General features: G+C 65.4%; 16 protein-coding genes. 8 read left to right on the top strand and 8 right to left on the bottom strand.

The genetic code is table 11. The features are described 5' to 3' along the window. Positions 1–2: 2 nt before the first annotated feature. From ARADN35_RS0105295 to ARADN35_RS0105310, 4 genes are read left to right on the top strand one after another with little or no spacing between them, the layout of a single operon-like run. On the top strand, positions 3–1,139 hold the full coding sequence (locus tag ARADN35_RS0105295) for a saccharopine dehydrogenase NADP-binding domain-containing protein (protein ID WP_010459799.1): 1,137 nt from the start codon (positions 3–5) through the stop codon (positions 1,137–1,139). Continuing rightward, positions 1,136–1,534 carry a DoxX-like family protein gene (locus ARADN35_RS0105300; RefSeq protein WP_010459801.1) on the top strand — a complete coding sequence of 133 codons (399 nt, stop codon included), beginning with the start codon at positions 1,136–1,138 and terminating at the stop codon, positions 1,532–1,534. The genes ARADN35_RS0105295 and ARADN35_RS0105300 overlap by 4 nt, the downstream gene beginning before the upstream one ends. Then, the gene (locus tag ARADN35_RS0105305; RefSeq protein ID WP_010459802.1) at positions 1,531–2,007 is read left to right on the top strand and encodes a DUF2269 family protein; all 477 of its coding nucleotides are present in this window, start codon (positions 1,531–1,533) and stop codon (positions 2,005–2,007) included. Before ARADN35_RS0105300 ends, ARADN35_RS0105305 begins: the two co-directional genes overlap by 4 nt. Before the next feature lie 16 nt (positions 2,008–2,023). Continuing rightward, entirely contained in the window at positions 2,024–3,721 is a 1,698-nt protein-coding gene (locus ARADN35_RS0105310; RefSeq protein ID WP_010459803.1) for an ABC1 kinase family protein, read from the top strand. A gap of 131 nt (positions 3,722–3,852) precedes the next feature. On the opposite strand, the gene ARADN35_RS0105315 is transcribed toward ARADN35_RS0105310, so the two are convergent. From ARADN35_RS0105315 to ARADN35_RS0105325, 3 genes are all read right to left on the bottom strand, one after another. Next, positions 3,853–4,680, bottom strand: coding sequence for an ABC transporter substrate-binding protein (locus ARADN35_RS0105315; RefSeq protein WP_029413370.1), 828 nt, complete (start codon positions 4,678–4,680; stop codon positions 3,853–3,855). A gap of 80 nt (positions 4,681–4,760) precedes the next feature. Next, a complete protein-coding gene (locus ARADN35_RS0105320) occupies positions 4,761–5,489 on the bottom strand; it encodes an ABC transporter ATP-binding protein (RefSeq protein ID WP_035196750.1) in 729 nt (242 codons plus the stop codon). Next, positions 5,486–6,223, bottom strand: a complete 738-nt coding sequence (locus tag ARADN35_RS0105325) for an ABC transporter permease (RefSeq protein WP_010459810.1) — start codon at positions 6,221–6,223, stop codon at positions 5,486–5,488. The genes ARADN35_RS0105320 and ARADN35_RS0105325 overlap by 4 nt, the downstream gene beginning before the upstream one ends. 50 nt (positions 6,224–6,273) lie before the next feature. On the opposite strand from ARADN35_RS0105325, the gene ARADN35_RS0105330 reads away from it, so the two are divergent. The 4 genes from ARADN35_RS0105330 (at position 6,274) to ARADN35_RS0105345 (ending at position 10,405) form a co-directional block, all read left to right on the top strand. Next, positions 6,274–7,395 (top strand): substrate-binding domain-containing protein, encoded by a 1,122-nt coding sequence (locus ARADN35_RS0105330; RefSeq protein ID WP_010459812.1) that lies wholly within the window; start codon positions 6,274–6,276, stop codon positions 7,393–7,395. Between the two features lie 333 nt (positions 7,396–7,728). Then, the gene (locus tag ARADN35_RS0105335; RefSeq protein ID WP_029413374.1) at positions 7,729–8,268 is read left to right on the top strand and encodes a TRAP transporter small permease subunit; all 540 of its coding nucleotides are present in this window, start codon (positions 7,729–7,731) and stop codon (positions 8,266–8,268) included. A 96-nt stretch (positions 8,269–8,364) separates the two neighbouring features. Next, positions 8,365–9,885, top strand: coding sequence for a TRAP transporter large permease (locus ARADN35_RS0105340; protein ID WP_010459817.1), 1,521 nt, complete (start codon positions 8,365–8,367; stop codon positions 9,883–9,885). A 31-nt stretch (positions 9,886–9,916) separates the two neighbouring features. Next, entirely contained in the window at positions 9,917–10,405 is a 489-nt protein-coding gene (locus tag ARADN35_RS0105345; RefSeq protein WP_010459819.1) for a hypothetical protein, read from the top strand. A 556-nt stretch (positions 10,406–10,961) separates the two neighbouring features. Here ARADN35_RS0105345 and ARADN35_RS0105350 read toward each other — a convergent pair. From ARADN35_RS0105350 to xseB, 5 genes are all read right to left on the bottom strand, one after another. Continuing rightward, positions 10,962–12,044: a TRAP transporter substrate-binding protein gene (locus ARADN35_RS0105350; RefSeq protein WP_010459821.1), complete on the bottom strand. Its 1,083-nt coding sequence runs from the start codon at positions 12,042–12,044 to the stop codon at positions 10,962–10,964. A 361-nt stretch (positions 12,045–12,405) separates the two neighbouring features. Further along, positions 12,406–13,488: a TRAP transporter substrate-binding protein gene (locus tag ARADN35_RS0105355; RefSeq protein WP_010459823.1), complete on the bottom strand. Its 1,083-nt coding sequence runs from the start codon at positions 13,486–13,488 to the stop codon at positions 12,406–12,408. A gap of 328 nt (positions 13,489–13,816) precedes the next feature. Then, positions 13,817–15,700: a 1-deoxy-D-xylulose-5-phosphate synthase gene (gene dxs / locus ARADN35_RS0105360; protein ID WP_010459825.1), complete on the bottom strand. Its 1,884-nt coding sequence runs from the start codon at positions 15,698–15,700 to the stop codon at positions 13,817–13,819. Positions 15,701–15,815: 115 nt separating this feature from the next. Then, complete coding sequence (locus ARADN35_RS0105365) at positions 15,816–16,739, bottom strand: polyprenyl synthetase family protein (protein ID WP_010459827.1); 924 nt, start codon at positions 16,737–16,739, stop codon at positions 15,816–15,818. Between the two features lie 11 nt (positions 16,740–16,750). Then, positions 16,751–16,993, bottom strand: coding sequence for an exodeoxyribonuclease VII small subunit (gene xseB, locus ARADN35_RS0105370; RefSeq protein WP_010459829.1), 243 nt, complete (start codon positions 16,991–16,993; stop codon positions 16,751–16,753). Positions 16,994–17,019: the final 26 nt, after the last annotated feature.

Raw genomic sequence — 17,019 nt, forward strand, 5'->3', positions numbered from 1 at the left:
CCATGGCAACACTCAAAACGCTGGTCCTGGGCGGCTACGGCAACTTTGGCGCACGCATCTGCCGCGCGCTGGTGGACGACGCGGCCACGCGCCACCACATTGCCTTGCTGGTGGCAGGCCGCGATGCATCCCGTGCCCAAGCCTTGGCGAACACGCTGGGCCACGGCGCCCGGGGTGTCGCCCTCGACCACCAGGCCCCGGGTCTGGCAGCCACCTTGCGCCAGTGGAGGGTGGGCCTCGTCATCCATACCGCAGGGCCTTTCCAGGCGCAGGGCTACAGCGTGGCCCAGGCTGCCGCCGAGGCGGGCGCGCACTACATTGACCTGGCCGATGGCCGCCGCTTCGTGTGCGACTTTCCAGCCGCGATGCAGGCCGCGTTTGCTGCTGCCGGGCGCACAGCCATCGCTGGCGCCAGCACCGTGCCCGCGCTGTCCTCGGCCGTCATCGACCACCTGTGCGCCGGCTGGCAGCACATCGACAGCATCGATATCTGCATCGCCCCCGCGCAGCGTGCGCCGCGCGGCCAGGCCACGCTGGCGGCGGTGCTGAGCTACTGCGGCCTGCCCATTGATGTGTGGGCCGGCGGCCGCTGGCACCCCCAGCGGGGCTGGGCGCATCCCGAGCCCGTGCCGTTTCACCGGCTGCAGCCGCGCCTGGGGGCGGTCTGCGACATCCCGGACCTGGAGATCTTCCCGGACCACTACCAGGCCCGCGACCGCGTTACCTTTCGCGCCGCGCTGGAGGTGGGCCTGGCCCAGCGCAGCTTTGCCGCCATCGCGGCGCTGCGCCACTGGGGCGTGCTGCGCCAGCCCGAGAAGCTGGCCTGGCTGATGCACCACACCGGCGGTGTGCTGGACTTCCTGGGCACACCCCTGGGCGGCATGGTGGTGCGCGTGGCAGGCAACGATGCACAAGGCCAGCAGTGCCGCCGCGCATGGCATATCGCAGCCGACCACGACCACGGCCCCGAAATCCCCTGCATGGCCGCCATCCTGCTGGCCCGCCAGCTGGCGGCCGGACAACCCCTGCCGAACGGTGCACACACCAGCACCAGCCTGCTGCCGCTAGCGGCCTTTGCGCCGGAGTTTGCAAAGTGGGGCATGGTGACGGATGTGGTGGATGAACCGGTAACACCATGAGCCTTGCACAACACAAGCTGCTGCGCTACAGCCTGGTGGCCATCTGGCTGGCCACCGCCCTGGTCAGCGTATGGGAACTCCACGGCCAAAGCCGCGAACTGCTGGCGGGCCTGCCCTCTGCGTGGACGGAAGGCCGCGCACCGTGGCTGCCCACAGCCATCATCCTGGCCGGGGCGGCTGCCGATGCCGCGCTGGGGCTGTGGCTGGCGTTCCGACCCGGACGCAGCGCATATTGGGCAGCGCTGCTACTGATGGCCGCGATGACATTGTTGGCCACGCTCATCCACCCCGCGTGGTGGTTGCACCCCTTCGGGCCGCTCACCAAGAACCTGCCCATCGCCGCCATCCTGTGGGTGCTGCTGCAGGACACCACCACCTCGCCGCCCCATCCATGAGCCTGTACCTCACCCTCAAGTGGCTGCACATCATCTCCAGCGTGCTGCTGGTGGGCACCGGGCTGGGCTCGGCGTTCTACATGTTCTTCACCAACCGCAGCGGCAACGTGCAGGCCCAGGCGGTGGTCAGCCGCCTGGTAGTGCGCGCGGACTGGTGGTTCACAACCCCTACGGTGTTCATCCAGCCCGCCACGGGGCTGGGCATGGCGGCCATGGCCGGGCTGCCCTGGAGCACGCCGTGGCTGGCCGTGTCCATCGCTCTGTACCTGGTGGCCGGTGCCTGCTGGTTGCCCGTGGTGTGGCTGCAGCTGCGCATGCGCGACATCGCGGCGCAGGCGGCACACGGCGATGGCGTACTGCCCCCGCAGTACTGGCGCTACACGCGATGGTGGGAGGCGCTGGGCTACCCGGCCTTTGTGGCGATGGCCGTGGTGTTCTACCTGATGGTGAACAAGCCCAGCCTGGGGTTCTGAGAACTATCATCGCCCCATGCTGATCGAGACGCTGGACACCGCCCGCGACCTGGGGCGCCTCAAGGAAATTCTGGGCGTGATGGTGCGCCATGGGTTTGGCGACACCGTGCGCCGCCTGGGCCTGGCCGACCGGCTGGAACGTGCAGGCCAGGCCCTCAACTGGACCCACGCGGCCGACCTGGCCCGTGTCGAGCCCCCCGTGCAGGTGCGACTGGCGCTCGAAGAGCTGGGCCCGGCGTTCGTGAAGTTCGGCCAGATCCTGGCGGGCCGGGCCGACCTGTTCGGACCCGAGTGGATCGCCGAATTCGAAAAGCTGCACAGCCAGGTGCCCTCGGTTCCCATTGACGCCTTGCGTCCGCAGCTGCGCGAAGACCTGGGTGCCGAGCCAGAAGCTGTGTTTGCCTGGTTTGACACCACACCGCTGGCTGCAGCCTCCATTGCACAGGTGCACCGTGCCCGGCTGCAGGATGGCACCGAGGTCATCGTCAAGATCCGCCGCCCTGGCATTGCCGACACCATCCACGCCGACCTGCGCCTTCTGCTGCGCCTGGCCGCGCTGGCCGAGGCCGAACTGCCCGCGCTCAAGCCCTACCGGCCCCAGCAACTGGTGCGCGAGTTCGCACGTTCGCTGCGCCGCGAACTGGATCTGGCGGGAGAGTGCCGCCAGGCCGAGCGCATTGCGGCCCACATGGCCAAGCTCCCGCACATCGTGATCCCACGCGTGCACTGGGCCCACACCCGTGAACGCATCAATGTGCAGGACTTCATTGACGGCACCCCTGGCGGTGCGCTGACTGCGCTGACGCCCGAGGCCGGGTTTGACCGCGCGGTACTGGCGCGACGGGGTGCACAGGCGGTGCTCAAAATGATCGTGCAGGACGGCCTGTTCCATGCCGACCCACACCCCGGCAACGTGTTTTACCTGCCGGGCAACCGCATTGCTTTCATCGACTTTGGCATGGTGGGCCGCCTGTCCCAGCGCCGGCGTGACGAACTGCTGCAACTGCTGCTGGGCATGGTGGAACACCAACCCCAGGCAGTGGCCGATGTGCTGCTGGACTGGACCAGCGACGGGCCAGGCGTGAACCTGGGCCAGCTGGAAACCGAGGTGGAGGCCTTCGTGGACCAATACCACGGCGTGCCGCTGGCCCAGCTGAGCCTGGGCCAGATGCTGGCCGACGTGAGTGCCATCCTGCGCGAGCACCACCTGGGCTTGCCGCCGGATCTGGCACTGCTGATCAAGGCCTTCATTTCACTCGAAGGCATGGGCCGCAACCTCGACCCCCAATTCCACATGGCCACCGAGGCCCTGCCACTGCTCAAGCAAGTGGTGCACGAGCGCTACCAGCCCCAGGCGCTGGCCGGACGTGCCTGGAGCACCTTGCGGCGCGCGCTGGCCACCGTGGAACAACTGCCGGACGACCTGGGACGGCTGCTGCGCAATGCGCGGCGCGGGCACCTGCAAGTGGGCATTGAGCTGGCCCATCTCAAACGTGTGGGCGACCAGATCGACCGGTCGGCCAACCGGCTCGCGATGGCGCTGGTGATTGCGGCGCTGATCATCGGCTCGTCCATCGTGATGACCGTCAAGGGCGGGCCCACGCTGTTTGGCCTGCCTGCCTTTGGCTTCCTGGGGTTTTTTGGCGCCGTGGTGGGTGGCCTGTGGCTGGTACGGGCGATCTGGCGCAGCAGCCACCACCGTGATGACGACTGACGTGGCAGCCCACACAGCTTCCCCCGGCTAGAAACTGGGGCGACCCAAGCCAGTGCCACTGTGGAACCGGCTCTGCCGGGCCACCGGTGGCGTTCCCCTACGGAGGAGGGCCCGGAGCGACTCAGGGGGATTTACTTGCCCGCGTTCGGGAAAAACAGCTGCTCGCCCCCAATCTTGTAGCCCGCGATAGCCTGCTGGCCGGCGGGCGACACCACCCAGTCCACAAACTTCTGCGCGTCTTGCGCCTTCACGTGCGGGTGCTTGGCGGGGTTGACGACCATCACGCCATACTGGTTGAAGAGCTTGGTGTCGCCCTCGACCAGGATGGCCAGGTCGGCGCGGTTCTTGAAATTGAGCCAGGTGCCTCGGTCGGCCAGCACGTAGGCGCCGCTGGATGCCGCGATGTTGAGCGCGGGGCCCATGCCGCAGCCACACTCCTTGTAGCCGCTGCCCTTGGCGGCGTCGGCGCCCGCAAGCTTCCAGTAGCGCAGCTCGGCCGCATGGGTGCCGCTTTTGTCGCCGCGCGAGATGAAGTTGCCGTTGGCAGCGGCCAGTGTCTGCAGGGCCTGCACGATGTCCTTGCCCTTGGCGCTCACCGGGTCGTTCTTGGGGCCCACCAGGATGAAGTCGTTGTACATCACGGCATAGCGCTTCACGCCCCAGCCATCCGCCACAAACTTCTCTTCGGCCACCTGGTCGTGCACGAAGAGCACATCCGCATCGCCCCGGCGCGCCATGTCCAGGGCCTGCCCGGTGCCCAGCGCCACCACCTTGGTGTCGAGCCCGCTGGCCTTCTTGAACTCGGGCAGCAGGTAGCCGAACAGGCCCGATTGTTCGGTGGACGTGGTGGATGCCATGGTGATGCTCTGTGCGAAGGCAGACCCACTTGCTACAAAAATAATAGCTGCCAGCGCTTTATAAAAAAGCGCTGGGGCACAAAAAGACTTGAAACTTTTCATCGCGGAGCCGCCCCAAGATGAAAAAGCCCCCCTGGGGGGCAGCGACCACACGAAGTGGGGAGCGTGGGGGTCAATTCTCGTCATACCAGTTCTCCTTTGACAAACAGACGGGCGGCCTCGGGCAAGGGGCCATTGAAAAAATCGTGCACCGGCAGGTCGGCCACCAGGCGACCGTGTTCCAGGTAGATCACGCGGCTGGCCAGGCGCTTGACCTGGCCCAGGTTGTGGCTGCTGAACACCATGGTCACCGGGTGCGCCGGGCCTGCCGCGCTGTGGCTGGCGGCAAAGTCGGCCATCAACGCCTCGACCTCGCGCTTGGCATGGGGGTCGAGGCTGGCGGTGGGTTCGTCCAGCAGCAGCACATCGGGCCGCAGCGCCCAGGCACGGGCCAGCGCCACACGCTGCTGCTGGCCACCCGACAGGGTGCGTGCGTTCTGCGCGGCAATGTCCTGCAGCCCCACACGCTGCAAGGCGGCAATGGCCTGCAGCCGCGCATCGCGCCACCGCGTGCCACGCAGCCACAGGGCAAGTGCCACGTTGTTCTGCGCACTCGTGCGCAGCATGTGCGGGCGCTGGAACAGCATGGCCTGGCGGAAGGCCGCGTTGCATTGAAAGCCGCCGCCGCTGGCGTCGGCCAGGCCGTTGAGCACGCGCAGCAGTGTGCTTTTGCCACTGCCATTGGCGCCCACCAGTGCCACGTGCTCGCCGGGCGCGATGCGCAGCGTGACCTGGTCCAGCGCCTGCACGCGGCCATAGCGCACCGTCACCTGGCGCAGATCGACCCAGGGGTTTGCCAAAGGCCCGCTCATGCCGCCACCCCCACGGGCGTGCTGGACGCAGAGCCATCCACGCGTTCGCGCCAGCGCCGCACCAGCGCGATCAGCACATTGAGCGCCAGCACCACGGTCAGCAGGATGATGCCCAGCGCCAGCGCCAGGGGCAGGTCGCCCTTGCTGGTCTCCAGCGCGATGGCGGTGGTCATCACGCGCGTGAAGCCGTCGATGTTGCCGCCCACGATCATCACCGCGCCCACCTCGGAGATCGCGCGGCCAAACGATGCCAGCAGCACCGTGAGCAAGGCATAGCGTTCGTCCCAGGCCAGCAGCAGGCTGCGCAGCAACGGGCCAGCGCCCATGGAGCGCAGCTGTTCGCCATGCGCGCGTTCGGCGTCTTCCACCACCTGGCGCGTGAGCGCCGTGACCACCGGCAAGACCAAGATGGCCTGCGCCAGCACCATGGCCTTGAAACTGAACAACCACCCCAGCGAGCCGAGCGGCCCGCTGCGCGAGAGCACCAGGTACACCACCAGCCCCACCACCACCGACGGCACCGCCAGCAAAGTGTTGAGCACCGCCAGCGCGGCTCCCCGCCCGGCAAAGCGGGCGACCCCGAGCCAGGCGCCCAGCACCAGGCCCACACCGCAGGCAATCAGGCAGGCAGTGGCGCTGACAGACAGGGAACGGCCCACGATGGTCCAGAGGACGGGGTCGGACGAGAGGGTGAGTTGCAGCGCTGTGCTCGCGCTTTCCGAGAGAGTGGACATGGGTTCGGCTATCGTAGGCACCCAAGCAATGTCCAGCGATATGAACTCCCGTGCATAGGGTCCAACTTCACTACACACTCAGCCGCGATGCAGGCAACGCCCTGATCCGCAACCCGCTGCCCGAACTGCTGCAGGCGGTGGCAGAACAAGGCTCCATCTCGGGTGCTGCACGGGGGCTGGACCTGTCGTACCGCCATGTCTGGGGCGCGCTCAAGCGCTGGGAGGAGCAACTGGGCGGCGAGCTGATCATCTGGGGCAAGGGCCAGTCGGCCCAGCTCAGCGAGTTCGGAGCGAAGCTGCTGTGGGCCGAGCGCCAGGCCCAGGCGCGGCTGGCACCACAGATTGCCGCACTGCACGCCGACCTGGAGCGCGCGTTTGCCGTGGCCTTCGACCCCAACGCCCATGTACTCACCATGTACGCCAGCCATGACGATGCCCTGGTGGCGTTGCGCACCCATGCCGCCGCACAGGCCGATGCGGGCGCGCTGCACATCGATATCCGCTTCACCGGCAGCGTGGACGCGATCCGCGCGCTGAACGAGGGCCGATGCACGCTCGCGGGCTTTCACACGGTGGAGCAGCCTGCCGCCGATTCATTGACCGCACGCACCTACAAGCCTCTGCTGCAGCCCGGGCTGCACAAGATCATCGGCTTTGCCCAGCGCACACAGGGCCTCATCGTGGCACCGGGCAACCCGCTCGGGCTGGGCAGCCTGGCCGACGTGGCGCGCACCGGCGCCCGTTTTCTCAACCGGCCGCTGGGCACGGGCACCCGCGTGCTGCTCGACGACCTGCTCGCCCAGGCGGGCCTTTCTGCCTCGGCCATCCAGGGCTACGCGCTCAACGAACCGTCGCACACCGCCATCGCCCAGGCCGTGGCAGCGGGAGCAGCCGATGTGGGCATGGGCATCGAAGTGGCCGCCCGGGCTCGCGGGCTGGATTTTGTGCCGCTGGTGCACGAGTGCTACCACCTGGCCTGCCTGAAATCCAGCCTGGACCAGCCCGCCACACTGGCACTGCGCACCTTGCTGCAGACCCCAGAATGGCTGGCCCAGATGGCCACCCTGCCGGGCTACGCCCCCTGGCACTGCGGCGAGGTGCAGGCCATGAACACGGTGCTGCCGTGGTGGCGCTTCACACGCCCCAAGCTCGCCCCGCGCGCACGGGCTTGAAGGCTGGCGGACCTCCGCCCAGCGCAACCCCGACATCTGTCATAGCAAAAGAGATGCCGTCGGCAGTCCCTCAGAGGCTTTGCGGGCCTATCTCGGGTGCAAAACCCTTGCAGGCTGGAAACAGAGGATGGGGGGTTGCGCCAACGACGGGAAGGTCTGGTGAGAGGGGCTGTGGGGGAAGACGGCACAACCCCACCTAAGGAAAACCCCAGGTTTCCGCGTCAGGCTTTCTTCAGCGGCAAAGGGGTAGTATCCGCGTAACTTCCAGACACCAGCAGACCCAACAGCGCATTGGGCCTGCATCACCGTTTTTATACTCGCAGGAGACACCAAGTGTCAGCACTACTCAAATTGGCCCTGGGCATGGACTGGATTTCCAGCCAACTCAGCAAGATTGCAACCTGGACCGTCCTCGCCGCGGCGCTCATATCGGCAGGCAACGCCTTCATCCGTTACGGGCTGGACCTCAGCTCCAACGCATGGCTCGAAATCCAGTGGTACCTGTTTGCCGCCACCGTGATGCTGGGCGCCCCCTTTGTGCTGTACATGAACGAGCATGTGCGCGTGGACATCATCTACGGCAAGCTGCGTGGCAACAAACAGGTGTATGTCGACATTGCAGGGCTGGTCGTCTTTCTGCTGCCGGCCATGGCACTGATCGCCTACCTGAGCTGGCCGCTGTTCACCCGCGCACTTTTCTCTGGCGAGATGTCGAACAACGCCGGGGGCCTGATCCGCTGGCCCGCCATCATGCTCATGCCAGTTGGCTTTTCACTGATGTTCCTGCAGGGCCTGGCAGAGATCACCAAGCGCGTGGCTTACCTGCGCGGCATCTACGAGATGAACACCCACTACGAGAAACCGGTTCAGTAATCAGGCCCATCGCGCCCAACCATGAACCTGCGTTGCCGCTGAGCTGCCAAGCCACCCGCACCGCGATCTCAATTCCGGATTTTCAGGAACAACAAAATGCAAATGGAAAACTTTGCCCCGATCATGTTCGCGGGCTTGGTGGTGGTGATGCTGATCGGCTTCCCCGTCGCCTTCTCGCTGGCCGCGCTGGGGCTGGCCTCGGGCTTTTTCGCCATCGAGATGGGCTGGTTCCCGGCCGTCTTCATGGCCAACCTGCCCATCAACATCTTCGGGATTCTGAGCAACGAGCTGCTGCTGGCGATCCCGTTCTTCACCTTCATGGGCGCCATCCTGGAGAAGTGCGGCCTGGCTGAAGACATGCTCGACTCCATGGGCCAGCTCTTTGGCACCGTGCGCGGCGGCCTGGGTTACTCGGTGATCATCGTGGGCTTCATCCTCGGCGCCATCACCGGCACCGTGGCTGGCCAGGTGATTGCCATGGCGCTGATCTCGCTGCCCGTGATGATCCGCTACGGCTACAACATGCGCTACGCCACGGGCGTGCTGGCGGCCTCGGGCACCATCACGCAGCTGGTGCCGCCCTCGCTGGTGCTGATCGTCATGGCCGACCAACTCGGCCGTTCCGTAGGCGACATGTACCGCGGCGCCTGGGGCCCTTCGATCCTGCAAGTGCTGATCTTTGCGGGCTACACCTTCATGCTGGGTGTGTTCAAGCCCCAGCACGTGCCGGGCATCCCGAAGGAAGCGCGCACCATGTCGGGGGCCAAGCTCTGGCTCAAGTGCCTGCGCGGCATCATCCCCTCGGCCCTGCTGATCTTTGCCGTGCTCGGCTCCATGGGTGGCTTGCCCGGCATCGACACCGCCATCGCGACCCCCACCGAAGCCGGTGCCATGGGCGTCGTGGGCGCCATGATCCTGGCTGCCATCCACAAGCGCCTGACCTTGTCGCTGATGTGGGAGGCCATGCAAGGCACGATGCGCCTGACGGCCATGGTGGTGTTCATCCTGATCGGTGCTCGCGTGTTCTCGATGGTGTTCCAGGGCGTGGATGGCGCCAAGTGGGTCGAGCATCTGCTGTCGGGCCTGCCCGGCGGGCAGATCGGCTTCCTGATCGTCGTGAACCTGTTCATCTTCTTCCTGGCGTTCTTCCTCGACTTCTTCGAAATCGCCTTCATCATCTTGCCGATGCTGGGCCCGGTCGCGGACAAGCTGGGCATCGACCTGATCTGGTTCGGTGTGCTGCTGTGCGTGAACATGCAAACGAGCTTCATGCACCCGCCCTTTGGCTTCGCGCTGTTCTACCTGCGCGGTATCGCCAACACGCTGTTCAAGGAAGGACGTATTCCCAAACCCGTGCTCTCCAGCGACATCTACATGGGTGCGATCCCCTGGGTGATCATGCAACTGCTGCTGGTGACCATCGTGATCTTTGTGCCGCAGACGGTGACCATGTTCCTGCCCAAGCAGGAGATCATCGATACCGACAAGGTCCAGATCGACGTACCCGCCGATGACCTGATGCGCTCGGAAGGCACGCCCAATGCAGGCGGAGAAACCGCTGGCGAGAACCCATTCGGCAACGCCCCGGCTGAAGCAGCTTCGGAACCCGCAAAGTGATGCACAGGCCCTCTCCAGCCCCCTCATTGCCATGCTGAACTTCACGCCATTGCCCCTGCCCGAGCCCTTTCGATTTGCACCAGAGGGCGGCACGGTCGTGGGACCCGCGTTTTCGCGCTCCTTCCGGCTCCTGGCCACCGTGATCGTGGGTGGATGCGCCCTGTGGTTCGCCCAGTTGTGGACGCGGGGCGCACTGGGCACTTCAGTGGGCACCGGCACCGGGTGGTTCATTGCGGGGCTTGCACTGATGGCCTGGACCTGGTGGAGCATCATGGTGAGCACCACACGCCTGGACCAGCGAGGCCTGCACCAGCGCTGGGTGTGGGACAAGGAAATGGCCTACGACGACCTGGCTTACGTGCGGCTGATCCGGGTCCGTGGATTCAGCTGGCTCATCGCGCCGCGTCTGTATGTGCGCACCCTGGCGGGCAAATTCACCGTGTTCTATGGCGCTACACCGGCCTTGATCCAGGAGTTTGAACGCATGAGGACAGAGCTCAGCACCTTTCGGCAGTTCTGAGCTGCCACGGTTCGCAGCAAGGCGGGCATCCCAAAAGGGATGCCCGCCTTTTTTCATGGACCTTCGCAGGGCAGGCGAGCGTTCCATGCGGCCCCAAGGCCTCGTGAAGACCCTCCTGCATTCCTGCATGCCTTCGCCAGCTGAAGGCCTCTTTCGGAGCCTGCTGCACTGCCCTCTTTCAAGAACTCAAGGTGCTCCTTCACCTATCCGCAGTGCCACGCTAGAAGCACCTGCCGCTGCAGCAGAAACCAACTGACCTGGACCTGCCGACAAAGGGGATGGAGCCCCCTATGAGCACTATAAGCACTATGAGCAGTGAAAAGGCCTGCTCTGTGTATGCTCCCGGCCCCACCCAGGAAGGCTGGCCAGCACTGCCTGTCTGGCCATTTCTGCCACGCCCATGTGGGTGCCTGAGACCCCGGCCCAGCCCCTTCGCCCGATCGCGGCGCTCTCTCCGCAAGATAGCCTGGAAGACCCACTCGCCACACGCTCCAACGGCGCCCATAAAAAAACCGCGCCGAAGCGCGGTTTTTGTGTCGTGGTGATTAACCCGGACTCAGAGCTTGACGGTCTGCATGTAGCTGTCGAAGCGGCCTTCGGCCACGCGGAACCATGCCACCTGGTCGCGCTGGAAGTTGCGGAAGTCCGCATAGATCTTCTTCCACTCCGGGCTCTTGGCATCGTTCTCGGCATACACCTCTTGGGAAGCCTTGAACGAGGCGTCCAGCACATCCTTGGTGAAGGGCAGGAGCTTGATCTTGGCGCCAATCAGTTGCTTCAAGGCGACGGGGTTGCGGGCATCGTACTTGGCCAGCATGTCCACGGCGGCGTGCGACGAAGCGGCCTGGATGATGGCCTTGTTTTCGGGGGACAGTGCGTCAAATGCCTTCTGGTTGATGAAGAAGTCCACCTCGGGACCACCTTCCCACCAGCCGGGGTAGTAGTAGTGAGGCGCCACCTTGTTGAAGCCCAGCTTCTGGTCGTCATAAGGGCCGACCCATTCCGCCGCATCGATGGTGCCCTTTTCCAGAGCTTGGTAAATTTCGCCACCGGGCAGGCTCTGGGGCACCACGCCCATCTTCTGCATCACTTCACCCACCAGGCCGCCGCCCAGGCGCATCTTCAGGCCCTTAAGGTCAGCGACCGACTTGATTTCCTTGCGGTACCAGCCACCCATCTGCGTGCCGGTGTTGCCACCTGCGAAGCTCAGCATGCCGTAGCCTGCATAGAACTCGTCCATGAGCTTGCGGCCGTTGCCGTGCATCATCCACGCGTTCATCTGGCGCGAGTTCATGCCGAACGGAATGGCCGAGCCCAGCGCGAAGGCGGGGTTCTTGCCGTAGAAATAGTACGGCACGGTGTGGCACATTTCCACCGAGCCCTGCTGCACGCCGTCAGCCACACCCATGGCAGGCATCAGTTCGCCGCCAGCGTGCACCGAAATTTCGAACTTGCCGCCCGACATGGCTTTCACCGCATTGGCAAACACCTCGGCACCGCCGTAGATGGTGTCAAGGGGCTTGGGGAAGCTCGATGCAAGGCGCCAGCGCACAGCAGCCTGTGCGTGAACAGCAGGCGCCACCCCGGCGGCCAGCACGCCAGCAATGCCCGCATGCTTGATGATTGAACGACGATCCATGTGGTTATCTCCGAAAACTCGATTGCACAACTTGGCGCGCAGGGCGGTAACCCTTGGCCCAAGAACTTTCTTACCGGAATCGATTGTAGGAACATGCCCTGTGCAGGATTTGCGGGTTTTCCCGTGAAATCCCGGCCATCGCCGAAGGGCTTCAGGGTTCTGCAAGCATCGGCCCCGATGAGTCAACAAAGGCTGTTGAGTGCACGGCGCGCAAGCGCCACCGCAGACCGGCGAAACTGGCACACCCCATGCAAAAGCAGCCGAGCAAGGGCCGCCCCGCCGCATTGGCTGCACGCCCCTTCCCGAATAGCGCAGCAATTCGAGAGAAGGGGGAAGGCACGAAGCGCATCAGGGGGTGCCCCTATATCTTCTGCGCCGACATGAAGGTGTCGTATCGCGCTTCGGCAAAACGAAACCACAGGATCTGGTCGCGCTGAAAGTTGCGCATGTCTCCGTAGATCCTTTTCCACTCGGGGCTTTTGGAGTCGTTGTGCGCGAAGACTTCCATCGATGCCTTGAATGCGGCGTCCATGACACTTTGCGAGAACGGCAGCACCTTGGTCTTGGCCGCCACCAGTTGCTTGAGGGCGGTGGGGTTCAGGGCATCGTACTTGGCCAGCATGTCCGTGTGTGCGATGGCAGCGGCCGCCTCGACAATGAGCTTGTTGTCGGCCGACAGGCTGTCAAATGCCTTGCGATGGATGAAGAAGTCGATCTCCGGCCCCCCCTCCCACCAGCCGGGGTAGTAGTAGTAAGGGGCCACCTTGTTGAAACCGAGCTTCTGGTCGTCGTAGGGCCCCACCCATTCGGCCGCATCGATCGTGCCTTTTTGCAGGGCCTGGTAAATCTCGCCCCCCGGAATGCTTTGCGGAATGGCACCGAGCCGGGACATCACATCGCCCACCAGACCGCCGCCCAGGCGCATCTTCATGCCCTTGAAGTCGCTGGGGCTCTTGATCTCCCGCAGGTACCAGCCCCCCATCTGTGTGCCCGTGTTGCCGCCTGCGAAGCTGACCATGTTGAAGCCCGCATAAAACTCGTCCATGAGCTTGCGGCCATTGCCATGGAGCATCCAGGCGCTCATCTGGCGGGCGTTGAAGCCAAATGGAATGGCCGAGCCCAGCGCAAAGGCCGGGCTCTTGCCATAGAAGTAGTACGGCACGGTGTGGCACATCTCGACCGCACCGCCCTGCACAGCATCCACCACACCAAACGCCGGCATCAACTCGCCCCCGGCGTGAACGGAGATTTCGAAGCGGCCGTTTGTCATGATTTTCACGGCCCTGGCAAACACCTCGGCGGCGCCATAGATGGTGTCCAGCGACTTGGGGAAGCTGGAAGCGAGCCGCCACCGGATGGATGCCTGCGCAAACACCGCCGGCGCCGCACCGGTGGCCAGCACCCCTGCGATACCTGCGTGTCTGATGAGAGAACGGCGATCCATAAAACTTGTCTCCAGGGGTGTTGTTGACAGGCAGGAACGCATGGTGCCATTGCGACGCCACGCAGGCCGGGGCCTGTTGCCTTTTGTCGCAATTGTAGAAGTAGGGAGGGCGGCAGCCCCTCTAGGTTTTCCCCTGCACAGCCGCCGCCACGCACAGCCACCGTGTGCAGCCACAGAGGTCACCCACAGGAAGGGCTGGCCAAAAAGGGAGACCACGGGAACGCGAAACAAGCGCGGCCACCCCGTACAGCGTCACAGGCAAAAACAACGCTCCCAGGCCACCCCTTCGCCTGAGGGCAGGCCGCCGCCAAAGCCGCTGGAGAGCGCGCTAAGCCTGCAGAAAACGCTGCGCTATCGCGCGCTGGATGCCTGCGGCATCCAGACCCTGCAGCGCAAGCAGTTTGGCAGGGTCGCCATGTTCGATGAACACGTCCGGCAGGCCCAGTTGCAGCACCGGGCGCACGATGCCCAGGGTGTTGAGCGCTTCGGTTACGGCACTGCCCGCGCCGCCCATGATCGCGCCCTCTTCCAGCGTGACCAGCGCATCGTGGCGCTCGGCCACTTCACGCAGCAGCGCCGCATCGATGGGCTTGGCCCAGCGCATGTTGACCACCGTGGCGTCCAGCGCCTCGGCCGCTTCGAGCGCGGGGTACAACAGCGTGCCAAACGACAGGATCGCAATGCGCGGCGCCTTGGCGTCGGTGCCCTGGCGCTCGCGGCGGATCTCGCCCTTGCCAAAGGGCAGGCTGTCCAGCCCCGCCAGCGGCGCCACACCGGCACCGCTGCCACGCGGGTAGCGCACGGCCACGGGGTGGTCCTGCTCGAAGGCGGTGCTGAGCAACTGTCGGCATTCGCGCTCGTCGGCCGGGCACGCCATGCTCATGTTCGGGATGCAGCGCACAAACGGGATGTCATACGCCCCGGCATGCGTCGCGCCGTCCGCCCCCACCAGGCCGGCGCGGTCCAGCGCAAACACCACGGGCAGGTTCTGCAAGGCCACGTCGTGGATCAGCTGGTCGTAGCCACGCTGCAAAAAGGTGGAGTAGATCGCCACCACGGGCTTGACACCCTCGCAGGCCATGCCGGCAGCGAACGTGACGGCGTGCTGCTCGGCGATGCCCACGTCGTAGTAGCGGTCGGGGAAGCGTTTTTCAAACTCGACCATGCCCGAGCCTTCGCGCATGGCGGGCGTGATGCCCACCAGGCGCGTGTCGTGCGCAGCCATGTCGCACAGCCACTGGCCGAACACCTGGGTGAACGTGGGCTTGGGCGGCGTGGCGGGCTTGGTCAGGCCCACGCTGGGGTCGAATTTGCCCGGGCCGTGGTAGGCCACGGGGTCGGCCTCGGCCAGCTTGTAGCCCTGGCCCTTCTTGGTGACCACGTGCAGGAACTGCGGGCCCTTGAGGCTCTTGATGTTCTCCAGCGTGGGGATCAGCGAATCAAGGTCGTGCCCATCGATGGGGCCGATGTAGTTGAAGCCGAATTTCTCAAACAGCGTGGCGGGCACCACCATGCCCTTGGCATGCTGTTCGAAACGCTTGGCGAACTCCAGCAGCGGCGGCACGGGGCGCAGCACGGTCTTGCCCACGTTTTTGGCGGCAGCGTAAAACTGCCCGCTCATGAGCTGGGCGAGGTAGCGGTTGAGCGCCCCCACGGGCGGGCTGATGCTCATGTCGTTGTCGTTCAGCACCACGAGCAGGTTGGCATCGGCCACGCCACCATTGTTGAGCGCCTCGAACGCCATGCCGGCGCTCATGGCGCCGTCACCGATGATGGCCACGGCATGGCGATTTTCGCCCTTGCGTTTGGCGGCCAGCGCCATGCCCAGGGCGGCGGAGATGCTGGTGCTCGAATGCGCGGTGCCGAATGTGTCGTACGCGCTCTCGGCCCGCTGCGGAAAGCCCGAGATCCCGCCCAGCTGGCGCAGCGTGTGCATGCGGTCGCGGCGGCCCGTCAGGATCTTGTGCGGATAGGTCTGGTGGCCCACGTCCCACACCAGGCGGTCTTCGGGGGTGTTGAAGACGTGGTGCAACGCCACCGTCAGCTCCACGGTGCCCAGGTTGGAGCTCAAATGCCCGCCCGTCTGCGCGACACTTTCGATCACGAACCCGCGCAGTTCGGTGGCCAGGGCCTTGAGGTCTGCGCGCGAAAGCTTGCGCAGATCTGCCGGGTCATTGATGGTCTGCAGCAGGGGAAAGGACGTAGTTGACATTAGCTATTCTTTTTATAGCTGCCATCGCTTTACAGTCAAGCGCTAGCGGCCAATTTTGCATTGATTTCACTGCATGGGGCATGAACAGGGTGCAGCACGGATCATCGGGCCTGGCTCAATGCGAGCGGCGCACCACCATGTCCGCCAGCGCGCCCAGCGCACGGGTGTCGGGCAGGCCGCTGTGGGCCAGGGCCGCATGCGCCTCGGCCAGCAGTTCCTGGGCGTAGGCCTGCGCCCGCGCGAGCCCCAGCAAAGACACGTAGGTGGGCTTGTCGGCTGCAGCATCCTTGCCAGCGGTCTTGCCCAGCGTGGCGGAATCGGCCACCACATCCAGAATGTCATCGACCACCTGGAACGCAAGGCCCATGGCCGCGCCGTAGTCGGACAGCGCCTGGTAGGCCGCGCCCACGGCGTGGCCACATACCGCCCCCATGAGCACACTGCCCTGCAGCAACGCGCCGGTCTTGAGGCGGTGCATCTGGCGCAACTGCGCTTCGGTCAGCGCAACCCCCACGCTGGCCAGATCGATCGCCTGCCCGCCCGCCATGCCGGCCGAGCCCGCGGCCCGCGCCAGCAGCCTGCACAGCGTGGCCTGGGTGGCCGCGGGGATGAGGGTGTTGTCGGGCGTGAGCAGTTCAAACGCAAAGGCCTGCAGGGCGTCGCCCGCCAGCAGCGCCTGGGCTTCGCCAAACTGCACGTGCACGGTGGGCTTGCCACGGCGCAGCACATCGTTGTCCATGCAGGGCATGTCGTCGTGCACCAGCGAGTAGGCGTGGATCAACTCCACCGCACAGGCCGCGCGCAGCGCGGCATCTTCATACACCGCAGAGGCCGATGCGCCACTGCAGACCGCCTCGTAGGCTGCCAGCACCAGCAGGGGCCGCAGCCGCTTGCCGCCATCGAGCACCGCGTAGCGCATGGCGTCGCCCAGCCCGGCGGGTGCGCCATCGCCCACCCATTGCGACAGGGCCTGCTCCACGCGGGCCAGGTGGTTCTGGCTCCAGAGATTTATATCCAGGGGCTGGCTCGCAGAAGTCATTGGCACCGCGCTCATTCCTGGTTCCATGGTTGCAGTTGCCCTTCGTCCAGCACCTTGATCTGGTCCTGCACGGCATCCAGCCGCTTGCGGCAAAACGCCAGCAGCGTGGCGCCGCGCTGGTAGCCAGCCAGCATCTGGTCCAGCGGCAACTGGCCCGACTCGATGCGGGCCACGAGTTGCTCCAGCTCTTCCAGGGCTGCCTCGTAGCTGGCAGGTTCGGCGGGAGGAGCGGGGGTTGCAGGGGCCTTGGGCATGGAGGGGGCGGCAGAGCGCGGGTGAA

The organism is Acidovorax radicis N35 (assembly GCF_000204195.1).
GTDB classification, from domain to species: Bacteria; Pseudomonadota; Gammaproteobacteria; order Burkholderiales; family Burkholderiaceae_C; genus Acidovorax; species Acidovorax radicis.

Coding starts and splice junctions, on each gene's coding strand:
- ARADN35_RS0105340 (WP_010459817.1), top strand. CDS start 8,365: ATGCAAATGGAAAACTTTGCCCCGATCATGTTCGCGGGCTTGGTGGTG.
- xseB (WP_010459829.1), bottom strand. CDS start 16,993: ATGCCCAAGGCCCCTGCAACCCCCGCTCCTCCCGCCGAACCTGCCAGC.
- ARADN35_RS0105320 (WP_035196750.1), bottom strand. CDS start 5,489: ATGAGCGGGCCTTTGGCAAACCCCTGGGTCGATCTGCGCCAGGTGACG.
- ARADN35_RS0105355 (WP_010459823.1), bottom strand. CDS start 13,488: ATGGATCGCCGTTCTCTCATCAGACACGCAGGTATCGCAGGGGTGCTG.
- ARADN35_RS0105315 (WP_029413370.1), bottom strand. CDS start 4,680: ATGAAAAGTTTCAAGTCTTTTTGTGCCCCAGCGCTTTTTTATAAAGCG.
- ARADN35_RS0105295 (WP_010459799.1), top strand. CDS start 3: ATGGCAACACTCAAAACGCTGGTCCTGGGCGGCTACGGCAACTTTGGC.
- ARADN35_RS0105345 (WP_010459819.1), top strand. CDS start 9,917: ATGCTGAACTTCACGCCATTGCCCCTGCCCGAGCCCTTTCGATTTGCA.
- ARADN35_RS0105350 (WP_010459821.1), bottom strand. CDS start 12,044: ATGGATCGTCGTTCAATCATCAAGCATGCGGGCATTGCTGGCGTGCTG.
- ARADN35_RS0105365 (WP_010459827.1), bottom strand. CDS start 16,739: ATGACTTCTGCGAGCCAGCCCCTGGATATAAATCTCTGGAGCCAGAAC.
- ARADN35_RS0105300 (WP_010459801.1), top strand. CDS start 1,136: ATGAGCCTTGCACAACACAAGCTGCTGCGCTACAGCCTGGTGGCCATC.
- ARADN35_RS0105310 (WP_010459803.1), top strand. CDS start 2,024: ATGCTGATCGAGACGCTGGACACCGCCCGCGACCTGGGGCGCCTCAAG.
- ARADN35_RS0105325 (WP_010459810.1), bottom strand. CDS start 6,223: ATGTCCACTCTCTCGGAAAGCGCGAGCACAGCGCTGCAACTCACCCTC.
- ARADN35_RS0105305 (WP_010459802.1), top strand. CDS start 1,531: ATGAGCCTGTACCTCACCCTCAAGTGGCTGCACATCATCTCCAGCGTG.
- dxs (WP_010459825.1), bottom strand. CDS start 15,700: ATGTCAACTACGTCCTTTCCCCTGCTGCAGACCATCAATGACCCGGCA.